The following is a 19,589-nucleotide window of genomic DNA, read 5'->3' as shown; positions in this document are numbered from 1 at the left end:
TCCTCTTGAGTAGCCAGGAGACCTTCAATCAGCCCGAAACCCGGGTCATCGAACTGGACATAGAGGGCATGACCTGCGCCTCGTGCGTCAATCGAGTTGAGCGGAAGCTCGGCAAGCTTGAAGGCGTTGAAGCCAGCGTCAATCTCCCCTTGGAATCAGCCCACGTTACGGTTCCGGCCACGGTAACGGATCAGCAAATCGTGGACACCGTCAACGCCACAGGCTATAAAGCCAAAGTCCGCCAACCCCCGGCCCCCCACACCCGCGAGCGCCAGGATCACGGCGCCCACTCCGACGGACGCGAATACACGGTCCCTGGCGCGCACGGTCATCACCCAAACACCGCCACCGAGCTCACGAATGACCCCTCGGATCTCAACGGCAACCACTATTCGCCAACCAGCCACGGCACAATGGCGCCGGATCAGACAACGCTGGTTGTGCCGGGCGGAACCGGCCACGACCACAGCGGAACCGCCGGAGGCGTGCGGCAGCATGCGTCTAAGCGAGGCACGAGCGAGCATGCAGAGCACGGCGCCGACGGTTCCGCACCCACGGAGCCAGCCGACCACGCAGATCACATGTCGCACGGCCCAGCGGCGTCAACACTCCGCCCACGCCTGATCACGGCGGCGATACTGACCGTCCCTGTCTTCGCAATCTCGATGGTGCCCGCCCTGCAGTTCACCAATTGGGGCTGGATTGTCGGTGCCCTGGCGCTGCCGGTAGTCAGTTGGGCTGCGTGGCCGTTCCATAGGGCCGCCGCTATCAACGCCCGGCATTTCGCATCCACCATGGACACGCTCGTTTCCATCGGGGTGATCGCGGCCTACCTCTACTCCGCGTGGCAGTTGTTCGCGGATCCTCGAATGACTGAGCATCCCGGCATGGAGAGCATGTCCGGTGGTGGTCTGTATTTCGAGGTCGCCGCGGTTGTCACCACGTTCCTGCTTTTGGGCCGGTACTTGGAAGCGAATGCGAAGGCCAAGGCCGGCGACGCTTTGAAGGCCCTGCTGAACCTTGGCGCCAAGGATGCCACGATTTTGGTGGACGGCCGGGAGCAGAAAATACCTGCTGAAGAACTCCTGGTTGATGACGTCATCGTGGTCCGCCCAGGTGAGAAGATCGCCACGGACGGTGTGGTCATTGACGGCGCGTCCGCCGTCGACGCCTCTCTGGTTACCGGCGAATCCGTTCCGGTCGAGGTCGGTCCGGGCAGTCAGGTGACAGGCGCCACCATCAATACGTCTGGCCGCCTGTTGGTACGCGCCACACGGGTTGGATCCGATACCACCTTGGCGCAGATGGGCCGTTTAGTCAGCCAGGCGCAGACTGGAAAGGCACCGATCGCACGTCTGGCGGACAGGATCAGCGCGGTGTTCGTGCCGATCGTGCTGGTGCTTGCGTTGGTGACGTTCCTGTTGTGGCTGTTCTTCTCGGGCGACCTGAACGCGTCGTTTACCGCTGCCGTTGCTGTCCTCGTGATCGCCTGCCCGTGCGCCTTGGGCCTTGCTACTCCTGTAGGCCTGCTGACAGGAACGGGCCGTGGCGCCCAGTTGGGCATCCTCATCAAAGGTCCGCAGGTGCTCGAGGACACCCGCCACGTGGACACCATCCTGCTGGACAAGACAGGTACCGTGACCAGCGGCAAGCTAGCCGTGGACCATACGGTCGCCCTCAACGGGCATTCTCCGGCCGCGGTCCTCACGCTTGCCGGTGCGGTTGAGTCGGCATCGGAGCACCCGATCGCCCATGCGATTGCAGCGGCGGCCAGGGAAGCAACGCCCGACGCCGGTACTCTTCCGGCCGTGGATGAATTCAGTTCCGCTCCTGGCGGCGGAGTCCGGGGAACCGTGGCTTTGGATGGCACCAGAAAAACGGTTGTCGTGGGCCGATCGGGTTGGCTTGAGCAGAACGGCATTGCCCTCGATTCCAGCCACCGGGACGAACTCGCAGCCCAGGAGAATGGCGGCGCCACCGCTATCTGGGTGGCTGTGGACGGTCGAGCTGCCGGAATCGTCAGCCTGAGCGATACCATCAAGCCCGGCTCGGCGGCTGCCATCCAGCGACTGAAGGACCTGGGTATCCGTCCGATGCTCCTGACAGGTGATAACGCTGCCGTGGCCGCCCAAGTAGCTGCCGCCGTCGGGATTTCTCCTGACGATGTGTTCGCTGGGGTCTTGCCCGAAGGCAAAGTCGACGCAGTTCGGAAGCTCCAGGCCTCCGGCGCAACTGTGGCCATGGCGGGCGACGGCGTGAATGACGCCGCTGCGTTGGCACAGTCCGATCTGGGCATTGCCATGGGATCGGGCACGGATGTCGCGATCGAAGCCTCGGATCTTACGGTCATGGGCAGCGATCTGGGTCAGCTCGTCCAGGCTATTGAGCTCTCCCGCAAGACGCTCTCCACCATTAAGACCAACTTGTTCTGGGCATTCTTCTACAACGCGATCGGTATCCCAGTGGCAGCTCTTGGACTGCTGAATCCCATGATCGCGGGCGCGGCGATGGCAGCGAGCTCCGTGCTTGTTGTTGCAAACTCCCTACGGCTGCGCTCGTTCGGAAAATAACCAGGGTCCGGGCTAAGCGGTTCCGAAACGGACCGCGGCCCGGGCCTTTGCCTTGGCCGCTTCCTCGTCACGGTTCTTCGCGGGGGCATGACTCACCAGCGAATCCAGCAAATGCTGCGTGATGTGGGCGATCTCGTGGACGGCCTCAGCGAAGGCTTCCTCGTTGGCCTTGGAAGGTTTGGTAGAACCGCTGATCTTGCGCACATATTGCAGCGCGGCGGCCTCCACTTCAGCCGTCGTAGCGTGTGGTTCGAAGTTATGAAGAGTCCTGATATTCCGGCACATAACCCCATGCTAACTATGGGCAGCGCTGCATGGGGAGGGGTGCCCATCGACGCCTTTTGGAAACCCACGATAGGTTTTAGCTATTGGATCTTCCGGATGAGCCGGAGGCCGCTGGGGATGCCGAAGAGCTCGGGTCCGAACAAATGAAGGAGAATCTCATGGCTATTTGGGGTGCAGATGTTGATCAGCTTCGTCAGCTCGGTAACAAGCTGAAGGCTGGCGCCGAGAACATCGAGCAGCAGCGTTCACAGTTGAAGGGTGCCCTTGACGGCACCGACTGGAAGGGCCCGGACGCTGACAAGTTCCGCAGCGAGTGGGACAGCCAGCACGCTTCCAACCTGAAGAAGGTTGCCGACGCCCTCCGCGAAGCTGGCGACCGCGCTCAGAAGAACGCTGAGCAGCAGCAGCAGGCTTCCAACTAAGACAGTTGGGAATGGCCCGGACGCACACAGCGCCCGGGCCATTCGCCTTTTAAGTCGGAACCCAACTAAGCCGAATCCCGAGGTTGTTCGTTGATCCTGACGCTCAAGGGCAGGTTGTGCGAACAAGCCCGGGAGTTCCTCGTGGTCTAGTCGCGCGGCACCTTGGCGGCCGGCCTCGACGGGACGGGCTCGACGTCGTTCGCGTGATCCAATACCCGTGCCGCGGCAGCTTCCGCTTCCGGGCGGGCGACGCGCCGGTCACCCCGGAGCTCGTCCACGCGGACCAGGACCACACCGCCCACAATCAGAAGTCCGCCCACCAACTGGATGGGACCCGGCAGTTCGCCCAGCAGCAGCCAAGCCCAGATCACGGCGAACAGCACCTCCGTCAGGGAAACGAAAGACGCCACTTTCGAGCCCAGGCTGCGCGCGGCCATGATGCCGGAGACGTAGGCCAGGACGGTCGCGAGAATAACGAGTCCCGCGGCTGAGACCCACCACGGTATCGTCCATGGGCCGAGGCTCGTATCAGCGGTGCTAAAAGTCATGGGAATCAATCCCAAGGCGCCCACCAGCCACATGACCAGTGCGCCCACCAGAAGCCCGCCCGAGGCGAGGACCAGAGGGGGAAGGGTGTCGTTTTCCTTGGCCGTGATGAAGAAGTAGATCACCAGGCACACTGCCGCAGCCATGCCCCAGAGGACGCCGATGAAGTCCACCTTCACAGCACCGGTCAGGTCCAAGACAAGGACTAACCCACCCAATGAAAGCAGTGCGCCGGCGGCCGTAAGGGCCCGAGGCCTGCGGCGGCTGGCGATCCAGAGCCAGAGCACGATCATTACCGGAGCGAGGTACTCGAGCAGGAGCGCGACACCCACGGACAAGCGGGCCACTGCATTGAAGTAGAACAGTTGGCAGCCAGCGACTCCGATGAGGCCGAACAGCAGGATAGTCAGCCAGTTGTCCTTGAGCTGGTGCCAGCGGCCGCGAAGAACCACGACGCCGGGAATCGCCAGGATCAGCGCGGCACCTGTCAGTCGCACGGCAACGGCAGCGCCGGGTGACCAGCCGGTTTCCAGCATGGACTTGGCAAATGAGCCGGAGGTTCCGAAAACCGCGGAGGAAAACAGGGCGATGCCGACTCCCGAGGCCAGGAAACCTTTTGCATCAGCCTTCGTCTTTGTAGCTGACACAGCAGCCTCCTGTCAGGAGTAAAGTGGGCTTATGGTCATGACAGTACTCCCGAAACATGTAAGGAGTCAAAGTGCATTTTGCGCCTGACACCGAGATTGCACTTCGCACCGTCGTCAATCTCATCAACACAGCAGCCAACGGCGAGGATTCGCTGGCATCAGTAGAGGACCTCGACGAGTTCCTGGAGGCCGAAGAATTCTCGGGTTCGAGGACCCACGATGAAGCAGAATTGCGCAGCGTCAAGCGGCTGCGTAGCGAGCTGGCATCACTCTGGGCTGCCGATGAGGACACCGCCGCTAAGACCGTGAACAAACTGCTCATAGACGCGCAGGCACTCCCGCAACTCGTCAAGCACGATCACTGGGACTGGCATCTCCACGCCACCACCCCGGAAGCACCCCTGGCCGACCGCATGGGCACAGAAGCTGCCATGGCAATCGTTGACGTAATCCGCAGCCAGGAGATGGACCGCATGCGTGTCTGCGCCGCGGACGATTGCGACGCCGTGGTTTTGGACCTCAGCCGCAACCGCTCAAAGCTCTATTGCGACACAGGCAACTGCGCCAACAGGGCCCACGTCGCGGCGTATCGGGCGAGGAAGTCTGCCGAGGGCGACTAAGGCCGGGAGCCTAGTGGCCGGCGTCGGGCGTTTCTGTCTCATCAGCAGCCGAACCGGGAGCTGCAGAACCGCCGTGCCCGGGGCGCTTGGAACTGAGATTGACGCCGGAGCCCTTGCCCAGGTGCTCGGCGTTTTCCTTGTGGCTCATGGAAAGCATGGCCGCCACCACGAGGCTCACGATGAACGCGATACCTGCGCCGGTGAATGCGAGATCGAACCGCGGAGTGTGGGCACTGCCGCCTGAAGCGAAGATCAGCACGGCGACGAATGCCAGTGCAGCGAAAAACGCGGAGAACATGAGGGGTCCCTTGACCGAGGTCCGCATCTTGCGCGGCTCTCCTGGTGTCTGGTCTGCCACGGTCATTCCTCCAATGATGGCGGGCCTGTTCGGCGCCCGCCGGTTGCAAAAGTTCTACAGAGAGTAGAACGTCCAGCTACTAGTTTACGGCCTCAGGGGAAGCACCCGGCGCAGTGGCCTGGGTCCCCGACTGAGCGTCATGCCGGAGGGTGAGTCCGGAAAGCATCCACAACACTCCGGAAAGGATCGCACCGCCGCCAGCGACCCCCAAAAGCGCGTGCGCCCCGAGCGAAATGAAGAACGGCAACGCCAGAGCGGTACCCACAGCGATAACGCCGGAAACAAGCCAATCACGGGTCAACGAGTCGCGATTCCGCAGGCCGTGGATCAGTTCAAAAACGCCAAGCACGAGCAGTGCGGCGGCGGCGGAGAGTGCGACGCCGGCATCGGACTGAGTGACCAAAGCCGCCACACCGCCCACTGCGACGACTACGGAAACGGCCTTAGGCAGAACGCGGGACATCCACAGAGCGGCAGCTGTCCCCAGCAGGTATAGGCCGATAGCCCACGCGAGGACCTGCACAGAAGGCGATCCCCAGAAGATCGTAACCAGGCCAAACACCAGTGCAACCGCAGCGCGGACCAGCACGGGTTTCCAGAGCTCGGCCACGGAGGCAGACGGTGTCTGGGCAGAATTCGCTGGGAGAGTCACCCGTCCAGTTTAGTGTGAACCCAGCACCATCCATTTATCGGTCCGCGCGCGCAACCCTAAGGTCACTCCACGGGCGAGCATGTAGCCAAGCGCAAAGACCACCCACAACCACACCAGCCCCGCCGCGCCGTCGGGCCTGATGACATGGACGGCCGCCAGCAACGGCCCATAGACCGCAAGATTTACGACGCCGGCAATCGCCAGATAACGCGCGTCGCCAGCACCGATGAGAACTCCATCGAGGACAAACACGTAGCCGGCCAATGGCTGTCCGACGGCGAGGACCCAGAGCGCCAGCGTCAGAGCCTCCCGGACACCGGCATCAGAGGTGAAGAGGTAGCCGGCCCAAGGAGCAACCAACGCCAGCAGCAACCCGGTGACCACCCCAAAACCGAGACCCCATCGGATCATGGTCCGCGTGAGTTCACGGACGCGGCCAGCATTTCGCGCACCCAGTTCCTTGCCGATCAAGGCTTGCGCTGCGATGGCGAGAGCGTCCAAAGCGAAGGCGAGGAAGGAGAAAATGGTCATCGCCAACTGGTGCGCCGCGAGGTTCACCGCACCCTGGGCTGTGACCACGAGGACCGTGGCGAGGATGGCGAGACGGAGGCTGAGCGTGCGGAGCATCAGCCACGAGCCCACCTTGGTCATGGCCCGAATGCCGTGCCAATCGGGCTTGAAGGACACGTCGTGTTGCCGTGCATTTCGCCCGACCATCACCAGATACACGGTGGCCATGGCCCATTGGGCAATGCTGGTGCCGATTGCCGAACCAGTAACGGAGAGATGCAGGCCGTACACGAGGAACCAGTTCAGCGCGATGTTCAGTGCAAAACCTGCAGTGGCAACCACCAGAGGCGTCCGGGTGTCCTGAAGGCCGCGGAGCACGCCAGTACCTGCGAAGATCAGGAGCATCGCGGCGAGGCCGGGCATCGACCAGCGCAGATAATCCACGGCGAACCCACGCACGTCGCCAGTGGCGCCCATTAGGCCCACGAGGGGTTCGGCAGCGACAAAGCCAACCACAGCGAGCGAAATGCCCAGCACCAAAGCCAGCCAGACGCCGTCGCGCCCTGCTGCCAAAGCTTTCGCCAACTTTCCGTCACCGATCGCGCGGGCGACTGCAGGCGTCGTCGAATATGCCAGGAAGACCATAAGTCCCACAGCGGTATGCATAACGGTGGATGCCAGGCCAACACCGGCAAGCTGATCTACGCCAAGGTGGCCAACGATGGCGGAGTCGGCGAGCAGGAACAGCGGCTCGGCTATGAGCGCGCCGAACGCGGGTACTGCCAGGCGCAAGATCTCGCGGGCATTGGAACGTGTGGTGATGGTTGTGGTTTGAGGCACTAAACAAGCCTAGTCCGCTTGGGGGCGGGTAAATTTGGGGCCGTGTCACACAAGCATCCCGTTACAGTTTCCGTCGCCCGCACCATTCTTCCGGGGTATACCCGGCAAGCAAACGCCTGGGCACACGCCGGCCAGGAACTGGCACGCGAATGGCCCGGTTACCTGGGGTCGGGGTGGGTCCGGAATGGCGCTGGTTCAAACGAATGGCACATGCTGTACCGCTTCGCCGATGCTGAAACGCTGCACGGATGGGAGCAGTCCGAGGAACGTCGCTGGTGGATTGATAGTGCCCGGGAAATGATGGAGACCACTCGCGTTGAACGGCGCACTGGAATCGAGGGCTGGTTTTCACAGCCTGGCGACTCCTCTGTGGTCGTCCCGGAAACCGTTGTGCCGCCTCGTTGGAAGCAAGCCATTAGCATCTTCCTGCCGTTCTTTCCGCTCAGTTTGTTGGCTAATTTCCTGCTGCACCCTTTGACGCAAGGCTGGCCACTGGTGTTCCAGGTTCTCCTTAACATCGTCATCCTGACGCCGTTGATGACGTACATCTTCCTGCCGATCACGACGCGTCTTCTGCAGCCATGGCTACAAGCAACGCCGCGTGGGAAAAGTCACGGAACTTCTTAATTAGTTGACTCTTCAACTTATCTCGGGAAAAGTTGAAGATATGAACAAGTCCAGCCTGAGCACCACAGCCCTGACCGTCCTGCGCGTTATTGCAGGTTTTCTCTTCGCCGCGCACGGTTGGCAGAAGTTCAACGAATTCACCATTGCGGGAACACAGGCCTCCTTCGCGCAGATGGGCGTGCCCGGCGCTTCAGCCGTGGCCCCGGTAATTGCAACCCTTGAACTTGTGGGCGGCATCGCATTGATCATTGGCCTCCTGACCCGGGTGTTCGCAGCCCTCCTGGCCGTCGATATGCTGGGCGCACTGTTCCTGGTTCACGCACCGGCCGGCGTTTTCGTCGCCAATGGCGGTTACGAGCTTGTCCTGATCTTTGCAGGCGCCGCCTTGGCTCTCGCCCTCGCTGGTGCAGGCAAGCTTTCCGCCGACAACGCGCTCTTCGGACGGCAGGGATCCAAACTCCGCGTCCTCGCGTAAGCGCTCCCATACCCTCTCTCACCTAATAGCCTTTTGAGCCGGATGTTCTCTCACTTTCGTCAAGAAAGTGAGAGAACATCCGGCTTTAGGCCTCTGGAAGTGAAAGAAGATCGGTGAAAAGCCCGCGGGAAGTGAGAGAGCGTTTAGCCTTCTACCCCGGTTAGCTCATTCGGGACGTGCTCCAGCTCAGCCGATTTCTTCACTTTTCCCGTCTTCAAATCCACCGCGTGGATGGTGCTCGTCGCAGGTTCGGTGACGAACGCCGTCGCGCCCTGGACAAACAGCGTGGGACGCGGATCCTGCCAGGTGGTGGACTCTTCCCACGCGGCCACTACGGGGATCGTCGAGGTCACTGAGCCTGAAATCGGGTCAATGACACGCAGGGAACCGTCAGTTCCGAGGACCAGCGCTTCACCGGCAGGTCCGCGACCGAGGGAACGGAACGAGTAGCTGGTTCCAATATCCACAAGTTGAAGGGTTGCGGTTTCAGTGTTCACCAGCGAAATGCGGGTTGGCCGTTCCAGCTCAGCGGCCTTGTCCACTTTGTAGTCCCCCAGGATCACCGGCGATTTCCCGGAACCCGCCTGATTGCCCAGACGTCCGTAGGCATCCGGGCTGGCGACTTTGGTAATCACGCCATCCTTATAGATCAGCATGCCGTTCTCGCAGCCGACCACCACAGCTTCTCCGGCAGCAACAGCCTCGCCGTGGACGCCCGGGCAGTCCTCGTTGCGGACGATTTCCTTACGCTCTTGGCCCTTGCCTGCGGAGAGGATAGCGATTCCTGAGCGGCTTTCCTCATTCCCCAGGGTCACCAGCAACTTGCCGTCTTCCAGCTCCACTGCCACACCGTGATGCGGTTCCGGCGTCGTGTAGACGTCGGTGGCAGGCAGGGCGCCATCCTCGATGGAAGCACCCAAGGAGGACGACTTGAAGCTCTCAACCTTGCCCGATCCATCATTGAACAGGACTGTCTTGCCCGCATGACGAACCACGTGACCGGACTTGTCTGCTTCAAACGCCAGCTCGGTCAGCTTGGGTTCGGCAACGTAGTGATGGCTATGGTCGCCGTGCGGCTCGGTCCAGGCGCCTGCGTCGAACAGGCGGAACGAGTCTCCCGTGGATACAAACACATGGCGACCGTCACCAGCGGGATTCAGCCGATTGAAACCTGACAATTCCGCCCCTCCCACAGGCTTGAGGGTGGTGGCGTCCATGACTCCAATACCGGCGTCGTGCGTGTAAACCAGACGCGGACTGGGGGCGCCGCCCTCTTTCGGGCTCGACTTCCCACTACTGGAGGCGGCAGGCTCCGCGGCGTTGCCAGCTGAGCCTCCAGGGGCTCCGCAGGCGGAGAGTAGAAGGGCGGAAAGCCCGACGGCGGCAAGCGGCTTTGCGGGGAAGCGGCGTTTGGGGGTGGCTGAGGCAGGGGAAATAAGGGTGGAATGATGAGGCATGGGTTAAATGATATTGATTCTCATTTGTGTATCAACTCGCAGAGCGAATGTGTCGGGCTCCACGCCGAACCCATCAACAGCATGTTGACAACATAATGTTGATATCCCATGCTTGCGCTAGAAATGGTCAATCAAGGAGCAGCACATGGAAAACGACGCAGGGTCCCAGGACGCTGACCAAGCGGAGCGGGAAACCAGGGCTGTCCGGTTACTCATGGACAGGGGTGGTTCGGACCTCAGTCACCGGCCCTGGCTCGCGGCTGGTCAACCCCCCTCGGCCACGGACCTGATCCAGCACGTACTTTGGCGGTCCAGGGGTTCCAGTCAGGGCACAGACCCAAATCCCGCCCCCGTCGAGGCCGCGGATCTACGTGCCGCCCTCGCATTGGTTGCCGCCGCTCGTGGTGAGATGGACGCCGTCGAAACCGCGCTTCTGTTTCTTGCGCGGGCAGAAGGCCTCACGTGGCCGCAGATCGCGGAGAGCCTCGGGCTCCGCTCCGCCCAGGCCGCACAACAAAGACTCGATCGGCTTACCGATCGACCCAATCCGAACCTCGGTGGGCGCTGACGATGGCAGTCACACTCAACGGAACCGCGGCAAGCGCAGGAACGGCCCATGGGACCGCGCGAATCATCAACGGGCCCGATGACTTCGGTCGGTTCCAGCTTGGCGATGTGTTGGTGTGCCGCACCACCGACCCCGTATGGACGCCACTTTTTGGGATGGCTGCGGCAGTTGTCACTGAGAGTGGCGGAATGTTGTCCCACGCCGCCATCGTCGCCCGTGAATTCGGAATACCGGCCGTCGTAGGTGTCCGGGACGCCATGACGTTGCTCGCGGACGGAACTTCCGTGACGATCAACGGATCCTTGGGCACAGTTACCGTCGCTGCCGTTGCGGAATCAGCCGAATGACTGGCGACTTGTTACTTACACTTCACGCCGTCCGACTCCTCGGGTTCGCCGACGCCCACGCCATTGCGGATCGATTCAGTCGGGATCACAGCTTGGTCGAGTCCGAACTCATCGACGCCGGCGTGCTCGGTTTCGTTTCCCACACTTCCTTTGCTGGCAGCAGCGGGTGGTCCCTCTCCAGTGCTGGTCGTGTCGAGAATGAGCGCCTCCTCGCAGCTGAATTGGACCGTGAAGACGCCCGCTCCTTGGTGATGGGCGTGCACAACGAGTTCGTGGACCTAAATCCGACGGTTGTCAGTGCCTGCAGCGCCATCCAACTCCAGCAAGTAAGGGGCATGGCTGCCTCCGGGATCTTGGAGGAGGTGTTAGCTTCGTGGAGTCCGCTGGAAGAACGCCTGGCGGAATCATTGCCACGGTTCGCGGGCTACTCCCGGCGGCTGATGGACGCGCTCGAGCAGGCGCGCAGGGACAGTGCCTGGTTCACCGCCACCGACCGTGATTCCTTCCACCGGGCATGGTTCGAACTGCACGAGGATCTCATCGCAACCCTGGGAATCCAGCGCGGGTAGGCAGCGGACGTCCGGCCACTCGGACAGCGGATCCAGACTTACTCACGTAACAGAAACATGCCGACAGTAAACTTCCAGCATGAGTGAGACAGCCGGCAACTCCGTGACCCTCCGCTTCCTTGCGGCTCCAATGGACATTGGACACAGCGGCTCGGTCGACGCGGGCACAGTCCTTGAGTGGGTGGACAAGGCCGCGTATGCCGCAGCGGTGGGCTGGGCGAAGTCGTACTGCGTCACCGCCTACGTGGGCAACATTCACTTCACCGATCCGGTGAACAGCGGCGACATGGTGGAGGTAACTTCCACCATCGTGTACACGGGCCGCTCCTCCATGCACATCCACACGGTGGTCAGTTCCCGCGACCCCAAGGGCGGACCGGAGACGATGCACAGCCAGTGCATGGTGATATTCGTGGCCGTAGGACCTGACGGCAAGCCGATTCCCGTGCCGCAATTCGAACCCTCCACCCCGGAAGAAATCGAGCAAAGGGATCACGCGCTTGCGCGCATTGAAGTGCGTGAACAGATCGTCAATGCGATGAACTCCCAGGAATATACCGACGCCGGTACCGCCGAACGCGTCGTACTGCGGTTTATGGCGGCCCCCACTGATGTGAACTGGGGCGGCAAGGTCCACGGCGGCATTGTCATGAAATGGATCGACGAAGCCGCATACGTGTGCGCCTCGCGATACTGCGGCAAGGACACCGTGGCAGTCTTCTCAGGCGGCGTCCGCTTCTATCGGCCGTTGTTGATCGGCCACGTGGTGGAAGTAGAAGCCCGTCTCGTTTACACGGGGGCAAAGGGAATGCACATCGCTGTCCACGTCCGCTCCGGTGATCCCAAAACCCGCGAGATGAACCTGACAACGTACTGCCTCACTGTGATGGTGGCCCGGGATGAATCGGGAACGGCGGTGCCGATTCCAGAATGGGTTCCTGTATCGGAAGAGGACAAAAAGTTGCATGCCCATGCCCGGGAATTGTTGGAAATCCGAGGACGGGCGCCCGGGAATCGACTGCCGGATCATTTGCTTAAGGCTGCTGGCAACTAGCTCCCCGCCTTGTAGGACTCTGTGTCGTGCAACGCTCCAACAATGCGATGCAGGACGTCAACGGAGCTCCAAGAAGCACGAAGACCGGTAAAATTAGGCCTAGAGGTGCATGGAGATGTCTCTGGCTTTTGCTGTTGTCCTCATCCTGTTGGGTCTGGCTTCCCTTGCCGCCGCCATAGGGGCCGTGGTGTTGGTGATCCGCGACGGCCGCGGGCAGATTCCGGTTGAACCCTCAGTTCAACCATGGGTGGCAGGAACCCTCCCAAGTCGCCCCTACTCCACGCTCCGACGCATTTAACGTTTGTAGCATCCGGCCCAATTGCGGAAAAGGCTGCCTTCAGGGGTTAGCCAGCCCCGCGCTAAACTGGATCATGACCGGTGCCCGCGCCCGTCTCCTGGCTTGGTTCGTCGCCTCTGCCACCCTTCTGTCGGCCTGTTCGTCCGCGACCGGCGTGGACGAGGCCGCCCCGAATCAACCGCCTTCATCTTCCACGGCCCAGCCAGTGGCTGGCGGTGTCGCCGGTCCAGCTCAGGGAACGACTCAAACGGCCCCTGCTCCGATTTCGACGCCGGCCCCAGTCCCAACGCCTGTGGCGGTGCCTCAGGCGTACTCCCTGAACTTGTACCAAGAAGGCGACTTCGTACCGCAGTACACGTTTGATTGGTGTGTCGCAGCGAGCATCCAGATCGCGCACAACCTGATCGACGATACCGGAGGCGGCACATGGGCCGGCCGCGCCCAGCAGTCCGAGCTGTGGGAAATGGCGCGAATGCGGTCCTCCGACTCCTTCAACGGCGCAAACCCCTTCGGCTGGGCAGCGGTTCTGACCGCCGTCGGGATGGGACCGTACGAAGTCGTCAGCATCGCCAACTATGGGGAAGCCGTACGAACTGCTGCACGAGCCATGGCCACTACGGGCCGCCCCGTTGGCTTGGTCATGTGGAGTGGCCGCCATGCCTGGGTGATGAGCGGATTCGAGTCACTCGGAGATCCCTCCCAGTTCCCGGACTTCTCCGTCACGGGAATACGGGTACAGGACCCGCTCTACCCCTACGGCAGCGGACAGTGGGGCCCTTCGCCTGCCCCCAACAGCCTTCTGACCCCTGAACAGTTGGCGACGCAGTTCGTTGTCCGGGAACCGCGACGCTGGAGCGGTTCGCTGCCGACTGGGTACCTGCTGGTACTGCCCGTTGCCTAAGGAGCCTCCGGCTCGGGAACCTAGAAGCCGCCCCCACCACCAGCATCGCCGGCCATGTTTGCGAAGCGCGAGTAGTGACCCTGGAACGCGACAACAATGTCCTTGGTAGGGCCGTTACGGTGCTTGGCGATGAGGATGTCGGCCTCGCCGGCTCGCGGCGATTCTTTGTCATACACATCCTCACGGTGGAGCAGGATGACCATGTCGGCGTCCTGCTCGATAGAACCTGATTCACGAAGGTCAGACACCATGGGGCGCTTGTCCTGGCGCTGCTCGGAACCACGGTTCAGCTGTGACAGCGCAATGACGGGAACCTGAAGTTCCTTGGCGAGCAGCTTGAGGGCACGCGAGAACTCGGAGACTTCCTGCTGGCGGGATTCAACCTTTTTACCGGAGCTCATCAGCTGGAGGTAGTCCAGGATAACGAGCTTGAGGTCATGTTGCTGCTTCAGCCGACGGCACTTTGCCCGGATTTCCATGAGTGACATGTTGGGGCTGTCGTCAATGAACAGCGGGGCGTCGTTCATGCGGCCCATGGTGGTGGCGATCTTGGACCACTGCTCGTCCTTGATGGTGCCCTTACGGAGATCTTGAAGTCCGATGGTGGCCTCGGCAGAGAGCAGACGCATCGCGATCTCGTTCCGGCCCATTTCGAGGGAGAACATGACCGTAGCCAGATTGTTCTTGATGGCGGCGGAGCGCGCGAAGTCCAGCGCAAACGTGGATTTACCGACAGCAGGACGGGCAGCGATAACAATCATCTGGCCCGGGTGGAGGCCGTGGGTCAGTTCGTCAAGCTCGTAGAATCCGGTGGGAACGCCCACCATGCCTTCGCCGCGATGCCCGGAAGCTTCGATCTCGTCCACGGTGGACTCCATGACGTCCTTCAACGCCACGTAATCTTCGGCAGTGCGCTTTTCAGCAACCGCGTAAACCTCTGCCTGTGCCTGGTTGACGAGGTCTTCCACTTCGCCGTCCTGGCCGTAGCCCATCTGGACAATCTTGGTGCCGGCGTTCACGAGGCGGCGCAGCACTGCGCGCTCTGCCACGATCTCGGCGTAGTAACCGGCGTTGGCGGCCGTAGGTACAGTTTGGATGAGCTCGTGCAGATAGGCTGGTCCGCCGATCCTGTTGATCTCACCGCGCTTGGTCAGTTCGTCGGAGACCGTTACGGCGTCGGCGGGCTCGCCACGGCCATAGAGGTCAATGATGGACTCGTAAATCGTCTCGTGCGCCGGACGGTAGAAGTCGTGGCCACGGACGATCTCGACGACGTCGGCGATGGCGTCCTTGGACAACATCATGCCGCCCAGGACTGACTGCTCAGCGGGGATGTCCTGGGGAGGTTTCCGGCTCGAGTCCGAAGCGCGTGTGCCCTCGATTGAGTCCAAGTGCGTAACTGACAAAGCCGTCCTCCATTTGTGTACCGCTGCAGAGAGTTAGTCCCTCAGTGGTGCGTAAAGCGCAGGTGGACCTGGGATGGATTGCCCGAGCCTCCGGACCAGCCGAGTGCTCCTGTTATATCCATGGGGGTCCGACAATTTTCGACTTTCCCCAATTTCCACAACTTATCCACAGAAGTCTCCCCAAGCATGTTTGCGCGCGGCTGCTTGAAGGTCACTGAGAGGGCAAATTCCATACTGAAACAGGTACCCGAGCCACGTTAGCGGTGCTAAGTCCGGGCGCAAAGTCCACTGTCAAGTGCACATGTGGATAACCTGTGGAATACCACCCCCACGTTGTGCACAGTCTGTGCGTTACCCTGTGGATAGAGAAATTCTTTTTGCAGTAACTATGGCCTGACCTGCGGAAACGTTCATCACAGCCTGTGGAGCAAAGAAAGTTTTGGTGGAAAATCATCCACAGACCGAGCTGGTCCAGTTGGTCACTAGAGCCTTAAATCCATGCTAAACATGCCGCAAATGTGATGCATCTTACAAAGAGGGCCTTAATTTGACACTGTCCTCTCAGAAGTCTATGCCGAGACTGGAATGTGCTGTGGATAACCAAGTTCTGGCATAAGCTCTAAGCATGGGGATGAACTTTGGTGACGTGCTGATGATGGCCCTTCCGCTAATTGTCCTCCTGGGCCTGCTGTGGGCGCTTTCAGCGGCCTTTAAACCGCGCGACACTGGCCTTTCCGATGCCGAGCGGTATCAACACGAACTTGCGGCCCGTTCCGCAGCGCATCAAGCTTCACAAGTTCAGGCTGCGCTTGCTGCCCGGGCCAAGATCGAGGCTTCCACCAAGCCAAGCCAGAACGAGGCCCAGCACACCCAGCAGACAGAACAAACCCGGGCCGCTCATCAGGCCCAAGCCGCCAGGACGGCAGGCACGCAAACGGGGCACCAGCCTGCGGTGCTTCCCAATGGACAGCTCAATCCTCAACTCGCCTTTGAGTTGCAGAACCTTGTTCGCGGCGGACGCAAGATAGAAGCCATAAAAGTCTTCCGCCAGGCCACGCATTCAGACTTACTCACCGCTAAGAACTATGTAGATCGGCTCTGACAACGCCATGGATTCCTTGTTTGTCCCGCTCGTGATTTTGATCGCGGTCATTGCGGGCGTATTGCTGCTGATGCGTTCCTTTAGCAAGCGTTCGGCCGAGACAAAGGCTGGTGTAGCTGCCGCCAACTCCCCCAAAGATCCGGTTCAGCTGGCCAAAGAATCGGCTGCGAAGCTGAATGAGGAACAACATAGGCGGCTCTACTCGCTTATTGCCCAGGGCCAGGGCATGGCAGCCATCAAACTGTATCTGCAAGCCACCGGGGAGGGGCTACGGGCGTCACGGGACGCCGTGGGCGCTCTGGCCGCCCACCCGCAGCCCTTCACGCCAGAGGCGCAGCCCAAGGATCTCTTGTCGGAGGACGACGACGAGCCCGAGCGCTTCCCGTACCGGTACCGGGCCATCGTCAGCAAGGGTGACGTGACGCGCGAGGTGAGCAGCAACATGCTCAACGATGAGATCTACGGACGAATCCGGACTTTGGCAAAAAGCGGTGATGTGGAGGGCGCAGCCCTGGCCCTGACACGCCACTCGGACATCACCATTAAACAAGCGCGCGAATTCATCGAACTCCTGGAGGATTAGGCGCGACTAAAAGTCGAACAGTTCTCCCAGGAATCCTTCCTTCTTCTTCCGTTTACGGCCATACTCGTCGCGTCGGTCATAGTCACCCCTGCGGTCATAGTCACGGCGATCGCCGCGATCGTCGTATCGGGGCTGTTGCGGACGCGATTCAAAGGGGTTGTAGATGGGCGGCGGAGCGATCGGAGGCTGCTGGGGTGCCGGGGCTTGCCTGGCAGGAGCCGGCATGGTTTCGACAGCGACCCGGTCAATAATCTTGTCCAGCTCACCGCGATCGAGCCATACACCCCTGCACTGCGGGCAGTAGTCAATCTCCACTCCGCTTCGTTCGCTCATCACCAGATCAATGGAATCCACAGGACACTTCATGCTTGCCCCAACGACCGGACCCGGGGAAAAGTTCGGTCTGACGGAGAAGTGAAATTCGAAGAGCTGGAACCTCTCGATTCATTTCCGGGTCGGCAAGCTCACGCCAATGGAGGTGGGTCTCTTACCTGCCCCCTGAGATACCGGCCAGCAGTTGTTCGAATGGCAGCGACTCCAGGGCTGGGGTCTTGCGCCCGGGCTGGGGACCGCTGAGCAGTTGCACGAGTTCACCGGCTGCCCGGTCTACGCGGGCCGAGAGGGGCGAGCCGCCGTCGTCGTTTCCCCAGTCCTGGGGCCCCGCGAAGACGCCGGTGGACGCAACCCGGGTCCGCAAGTAACTGAACAGCGGACGCATGGCGTAGTCCAGGACCATCTGGTGGCGGTCGGTGCCGCCGGTTGCGCCAAGCAGCACGGCTTTGCCGTCGAGGGACTTGGGGTCCAGGACGTCGATAAAGGACTTGAAGAGGCCGCTGTAGGACGCGCTGAAAACAGGGCTGACGGCGATGATGCCGTCCGAATCCTCGACGCCGGCAATCACCTCTGCGAGCCGCGGAGCGGCGTAACCGGTGACGAAGTTATTGGCGATGTCCACGGCCAGGTCTCGAAGTTCGACGACGTCGATCCTCGCTTCGTAGCCTGCCGCCCGCAGCTGCCGCTCGGCGGATGCGGCCAGCTGGTCCGCCAGCAGACGGCTCGACGACGGGACGCCGAGTCCGGCGGAAAGGACTGTGATGCGGCGGGTTTCCATGGCATTCTCCTGTTGCTCGTTCATTCCCAGCATACATGCATATGCATCTAAATCACTGAACGAGCGAGCATCACAAACTATTCCCGCAGGGCATCCATCAACGCTTCCTTCCTCCAATGCCCGGGACGGACGTGACCTGTTTCATCCACGTCGCTATATGGTCTTCGTCGATGTCCTCCACGGATTCGAGCTCCAGACCCCGCGTCGATTTGCCCATTCCCACGGGCGTCACTGGCGGCACGGGTTGAAGCGTCACGCCATTGATAAACATGAGCTTGACGTGGCCAGCGAAGCCGCCGCAGCTGAAGCACCAACCGTCGCCGACGCCGTAATACGCCATGCCCCATTTCACCGAGCGCTCAAGTCCCGGCAGTGTCTTGGCCGCCAGCGCATCGATGGCTTCGGCGATGCCACGCTGTGGCTGCGGAAGGCTGGCGATGTAGGCGAAGACGGGCTTGTCCCCAACTGCGGCCTTCGCGGGACTTGCCCTGCCAGTCATGGCTTCTGGCAGCGAGAATGCTCCGGCCTCGACATGCCCTTCCGAGCGGTCCACAGTCTTTCCCTCAATTCGTTCTGGAGGCATGCATGGACAGGAAGTCCAAGGTCTTATCCCTGGCATCGCGGGCCTCGGCGAAGTTCAGGTGGAATTGGTACTCATGCGGCAGTTCGGGGTCGTGGTCCGCGGCCCAAAACAATTCTGTCACCGGAACACCGGCTTCCTTCAGGCGATTGCTGTAGGGAACCGACTGAAGCCACGTCAGACCATCACCATTGCCGCCGCTGATGAAGGTCGGCGGGAAATCCTTGGTCACAAAATCAATGGTGGACATGGTACTGCCCGCATATGTGGAGGACCAGTCCTTCGTTCCCGTATATGCCCACAGTGAGGTTTTGAAGCCCCACGCAACCAGGCCATTGAGGTCGGCCATGGCCCGGAGGTCATACACACCGCAGTGCAGGATGGTCGCGGCCAGGTCCGATTTCTGGAGCGCGGGTTCGATCCCCATCAGGTTGGCATACTCAGGGTTAACAGTGAGAGTGGTCATTTGGCTGGCCAACTGCGCTCCAGCAGAATCGCCGGCCAGGACAATCCGAGTGGTATCCACGTTCAGTTCTGTGGCGTGCGCCTTGATATAGCCAAGGGCATCGTTGATGTCCCGTACGGCGGTGGGATAGACGGCCTCCGGCGCGATCGGGTAGCTCACACCAATGGTCGTGTATCCCTCAGCCGCAAGAATTCGAAGATAGGGTTCCACATCGCGTTGAGCCCCTGAAATCCACGCACCGCCGTGGATCCAGACGATCGTAGGGAGCGCAGCGGTGGTCCCCGAAGGGCTGAAAACATCGAACGCGGAACCGGGCTTGTAAACAACACCGGCGTGCTCCTGCAAGGGAGTGTCCGGGACGTACGGCTCCATCTCATCAATAGTCGACTGCGCTCCGCGCTCAAAAACGCTGCGGATCAACATAGCCGAGGGCCAAGGAGTCGCCGACAGGGCCAGAAGAATGACCAGGATCAGAATGATGGCGAGGTCGAGTTTCCTCACTCGGGAAGGACGCCGTCGCTTGGTCTGCGAAGCTGCCCTGGAACCGGGACCTAAAGGGGAACCGCCTCCCGCATCCGTCCGGGCTTTTGCCGCG

General features: G+C 61.2%; 24 protein-coding genes. 13 read left to right on the top strand and 11 right to left on the bottom strand.

Annotated elements, in window-relative coordinates; genetic code table 11:
• The first annotated feature begins 5 nt into the window (after positions 1 to 5).
• A complete protein-coding gene (locus ACFX4T_RS06030) occupies positions 6 to 2,570 on the top strand; it encodes a heavy metal translocating P-type ATPase (protein ID WP_377651116.1) in 2,565 nt (854 codons plus the stop codon).
• 12 nt (positions 2,571 to 2,582) lie between these two features.
• On the opposite strand, the gene ACFX4T_RS06025 is transcribed toward ACFX4T_RS06030, so the two are convergent.
• Positions 2,583 to 2,855: a DUF2277 domain-containing protein gene (locus tag ACFX4T_RS06025; protein ID WP_377651115.1), complete on the bottom strand. Its 273-nt coding sequence runs from the start codon at positions 2,853 to 2,855 to the stop codon at positions 2,583 to 2,585.
• Positions 2,856 to 3,013: 158 nt separating this feature from the next.
• Between ACFX4T_RS06025 and ACFX4T_RS06020 the strand changes: the two genes are divergently transcribed.
• Positions 3,014 to 3,277 (top strand): WXG100 family type VII secretion target, encoded by a 264-nt coding sequence (locus ACFX4T_RS06020; protein ID WP_216924666.1) that lies wholly within the window; start codon positions 3,014 to 3,016, stop codon positions 3,275 to 3,277.
• A 146-nt stretch (positions 3,278 to 3,423) separates the two neighbouring features.
• Here ACFX4T_RS06020 and ACFX4T_RS06015 read toward each other — a convergent pair whose 3' ends face one another.
• The gene (locus tag ACFX4T_RS06015; protein ID WP_216924536.1) at positions 3,424 to 4,470 is read right to left on the bottom strand and encodes a DMT family transporter; all 1,047 of its coding nucleotides are present in this window, start codon (positions 4,468 to 4,470) and stop codon (positions 3,424 to 3,426) included.
• Between the two features lie 71 nt (positions 4,471 to 4,541).
• Here ACFX4T_RS06015 and ACFX4T_RS06010 point away from each other — a divergent pair, with 71 nt between their 5' ends.
• Positions 4,542 to 5,090: a CGNR zinc finger domain-containing protein gene (locus tag ACFX4T_RS06010; protein ID WP_377651114.1), complete on the top strand. Its 549-nt coding sequence runs from the start codon at positions 4,542 to 4,544 to the stop codon at positions 5,088 to 5,090.
• Between the two features lie 10 nt (positions 5,091 to 5,100).
• On the opposite strand, the gene ACFX4T_RS06005 is transcribed toward ACFX4T_RS06010, so the two are convergent.
• The 3 genes from ACFX4T_RS06005 to ACFX4T_RS05995 all read right to left on the bottom strand — a co-directional run bounded on the left by ACFX4T_RS06005 (position 5,101) and on the right by ACFX4T_RS05995 (position 7,450).
• Positions 5,101 to 5,454 carry a hypothetical protein gene (locus tag ACFX4T_RS06005; RefSeq protein ID WP_223947390.1) on the bottom strand — a complete coding sequence of 118 codons (354 nt, stop codon included), beginning with the start codon at positions 5,452 to 5,454 and terminating at the stop codon, positions 5,101 to 5,103.
• A gap of 73 nt (positions 5,455 to 5,527) precedes the next feature.
• Complete coding sequence (locus ACFX4T_RS06000; RefSeq protein ID WP_308169317.1) at positions 5,528 to 6,100, bottom strand: DUF308 domain-containing protein; 573 nt, start codon at positions 6,098 to 6,100, stop codon at positions 5,528 to 5,530.
• A gap of 9 nt (positions 6,101 to 6,109) precedes the next feature.
• Positions 6,110 to 7,450 carry an MATE family efflux transporter gene (locus ACFX4T_RS05995; protein ID WP_216924530.1) on the bottom strand — a complete coding sequence of 447 codons (1,341 nt, stop codon included), beginning with the start codon at positions 7,448 to 7,450 and terminating at the stop codon, positions 6,110 to 6,112.
• Positions 7,451 to 7,492: 42 nt separating this feature from the next.
• Between ACFX4T_RS05995 and ACFX4T_RS05990 the strand changes: the two genes are divergently transcribed.
• Both ACFX4T_RS05990 and ACFX4T_RS05985 read left to right on the top strand, forming a co-directional pair.
• Positions 7,493 to 8,077 (top strand): antibiotic biosynthesis monooxygenase, encoded by a 585-nt coding sequence (locus ACFX4T_RS05990; RefSeq protein ID WP_216924527.1) that lies wholly within the window; start codon positions 7,493 to 7,495, stop codon positions 8,075 to 8,077.
• A gap of 40 nt (positions 8,078 to 8,117) precedes the next feature.
• Positions 8,118 to 8,552 carry a DoxX family protein gene (locus ACFX4T_RS05985; protein WP_216924526.1) on the top strand — a complete coding sequence of 145 codons (435 nt, stop codon included), beginning with the start codon at positions 8,118 to 8,120 and terminating at the stop codon, positions 8,550 to 8,552.
• A 143-nt stretch (positions 8,553 to 8,695) separates the two neighbouring features.
• Here ACFX4T_RS05985 and aztD read toward each other — a convergent pair whose 3' ends face one another.
• Positions 8,696 to 10,009, bottom strand: a complete 1,314-nt coding sequence (aztD, locus tag ACFX4T_RS05980; protein ID WP_377651113.1) for a zinc metallochaperone AztD — start codon at positions 10,007 to 10,009, stop codon at positions 8,696 to 8,698.
• Positions 10,010 to 10,154: 145 nt separating this feature from the next.
• Here aztD and ACFX4T_RS05975 point away from each other — a divergent pair, with 145 nt between their 5' ends.
• The 6 genes from ACFX4T_RS05975 to ACFX4T_RS05950 all read left to right on the top strand — a co-directional run bounded on the left by ACFX4T_RS05975 (position 10,155) and on the right by ACFX4T_RS05950 (position 13,746).
• A complete protein-coding gene (locus tag ACFX4T_RS05975) occupies positions 10,155 to 10,577 on the top strand; it encodes a hypothetical protein (protein ID WP_216924522.1) in 423 nt (140 codons plus the stop codon).
• Between the two features lie 2 nt (positions 10,578 to 10,579).
• Complete coding sequence (locus tag ACFX4T_RS05970) at positions 10,580 to 10,924, top strand: PEP-utilizing enzyme (RefSeq protein WP_377651112.1); 345 nt, start codon at positions 10,580 to 10,582, stop codon at positions 10,922 to 10,924.
• Positions 10,921 to 11,493: a hypothetical protein gene (locus tag ACFX4T_RS05965; protein WP_377651111.1), complete on the top strand. Its 573-nt coding sequence runs from the start codon at positions 10,921 to 10,923 to the stop codon at positions 11,491 to 11,493. Before ACFX4T_RS05970 ends, ACFX4T_RS05965 begins: the two co-directional genes overlap by 4 nt.
• Positions 11,494 to 11,572: 79 nt before the next feature.
• The gene (locus ACFX4T_RS05960; RefSeq protein ID WP_377651110.1) at positions 11,573 to 12,547 is read left to right on the top strand and encodes an acyl-CoA thioesterase; all 975 of its coding nucleotides are present in this window, start codon (positions 11,573 to 11,575) and stop codon (positions 12,545 to 12,547) included.
• Positions 12,548 to 12,662: 115 nt separating this feature from the next.
• Positions 12,663 to 12,845: a hypothetical protein gene (locus ACFX4T_RS05955; RefSeq protein WP_223947396.1), complete on the top strand. Its 183-nt coding sequence runs from the start codon at positions 12,663 to 12,665 to the stop codon at positions 12,843 to 12,845.
• Between the two features lie 73 nt (positions 12,846 to 12,918).
• Complete coding sequence (locus ACFX4T_RS05950; protein WP_223947397.1) at positions 12,919 to 13,746, top strand: hypothetical protein; 828 nt, start codon at positions 12,919 to 12,921, stop codon at positions 13,744 to 13,746.
• Between the two features lie 20 nt (positions 13,747 to 13,766).
• Here ACFX4T_RS05950 and dnaB read toward each other — a convergent pair whose 3' ends face one another.
• Entirely contained in the window at positions 13,767 to 15,152 is a 1,386-nt protein-coding gene (gene dnaB, locus ACFX4T_RS05945; protein ID WP_216924509.1) for a replicative DNA helicase, read from the bottom strand.
• 631 nt (positions 15,153 to 15,783) lie between these two features.
• On the opposite strand from dnaB, the gene ACFX4T_RS05940 reads away from it, so the two are divergent.
• Together ACFX4T_RS05940 and ACFX4T_RS05935 are read left to right on the top strand one after the other, a co-directional pair.
• Positions 15,784 to 16,254: a hypothetical protein gene (locus tag ACFX4T_RS05940; RefSeq protein WP_377651170.1), complete on the top strand. Its 471-nt coding sequence runs from the start codon at positions 15,784 to 15,786 to the stop codon at positions 16,252 to 16,254.
• A gap of 7 nt (positions 16,255 to 16,261) precedes the next feature.
• The gene (locus tag ACFX4T_RS05935) at positions 16,262 to 16,837 is read left to right on the top strand and encodes a hypothetical protein (RefSeq protein ID WP_223947398.1); all 576 of its coding nucleotides are present in this window, start codon (positions 16,262 to 16,264) and stop codon (positions 16,835 to 16,837) included.
• A gap of 6 nt (positions 16,838 to 16,843) precedes the next feature.
• Here the strand turns inward: ACFX4T_RS05935 and ACFX4T_RS05930 are convergent, their stop codons facing one another.
• From ACFX4T_RS05930 to ACFX4T_RS05915, 4 genes are all read right to left on the bottom strand, one after another.
• The gene (locus tag ACFX4T_RS05930) at positions 16,844 to 17,191 is read right to left on the bottom strand and encodes a zf-TFIIB domain-containing protein (protein WP_308169314.1); all 348 of its coding nucleotides are present in this window, start codon (positions 17,189 to 17,191) and stop codon (positions 16,844 to 16,846) included.
• Positions 17,192 to 17,324: 133 nt separating this feature from the next.
• Positions 17,325 to 17,948, bottom strand: a complete 624-nt coding sequence (locus ACFX4T_RS05925; RefSeq protein WP_216924659.1) for an FMN reductase — start codon at positions 17,946 to 17,948, stop codon at positions 17,325 to 17,327.
• A 97-nt stretch (positions 17,949 to 18,045) separates the two neighbouring features.
• Positions 18,046 to 18,531, bottom strand: a complete 486-nt coding sequence (locus tag ACFX4T_RS05920; protein WP_377651109.1) for a DUF1801 domain-containing protein — start codon at positions 18,529 to 18,531, stop codon at positions 18,046 to 18,048.
• Positions 18,512 to 19,495 carry an alpha/beta hydrolase gene (locus ACFX4T_RS05915; RefSeq protein ID WP_377651108.1) on the bottom strand — a complete coding sequence of 328 codons (984 nt, stop codon included), beginning with the start codon at positions 19,493 to 19,495 and terminating at the stop codon, positions 18,512 to 18,514. The genes ACFX4T_RS05920 and ACFX4T_RS05915 overlap by 20 nt, the downstream gene beginning before the upstream one ends.
• Positions 19,496 to 19,589: the final 94 nt, after the last annotated feature.

The sequence above is a fragment of the Paenarthrobacter sp. YIM B13468 genome (assembly GCF_042788025.1).
GTDB lineage: Bacteria > Actinomycetota > Actinomycetes > Actinomycetales > Micrococcaceae > Arthrobacter > Arthrobacter aromaticivorans.
The sequence above is the reverse complement of the archived record's forward strand: the minus strand, read 5'-3'. Positions and strand labels throughout refer to the sequence as shown.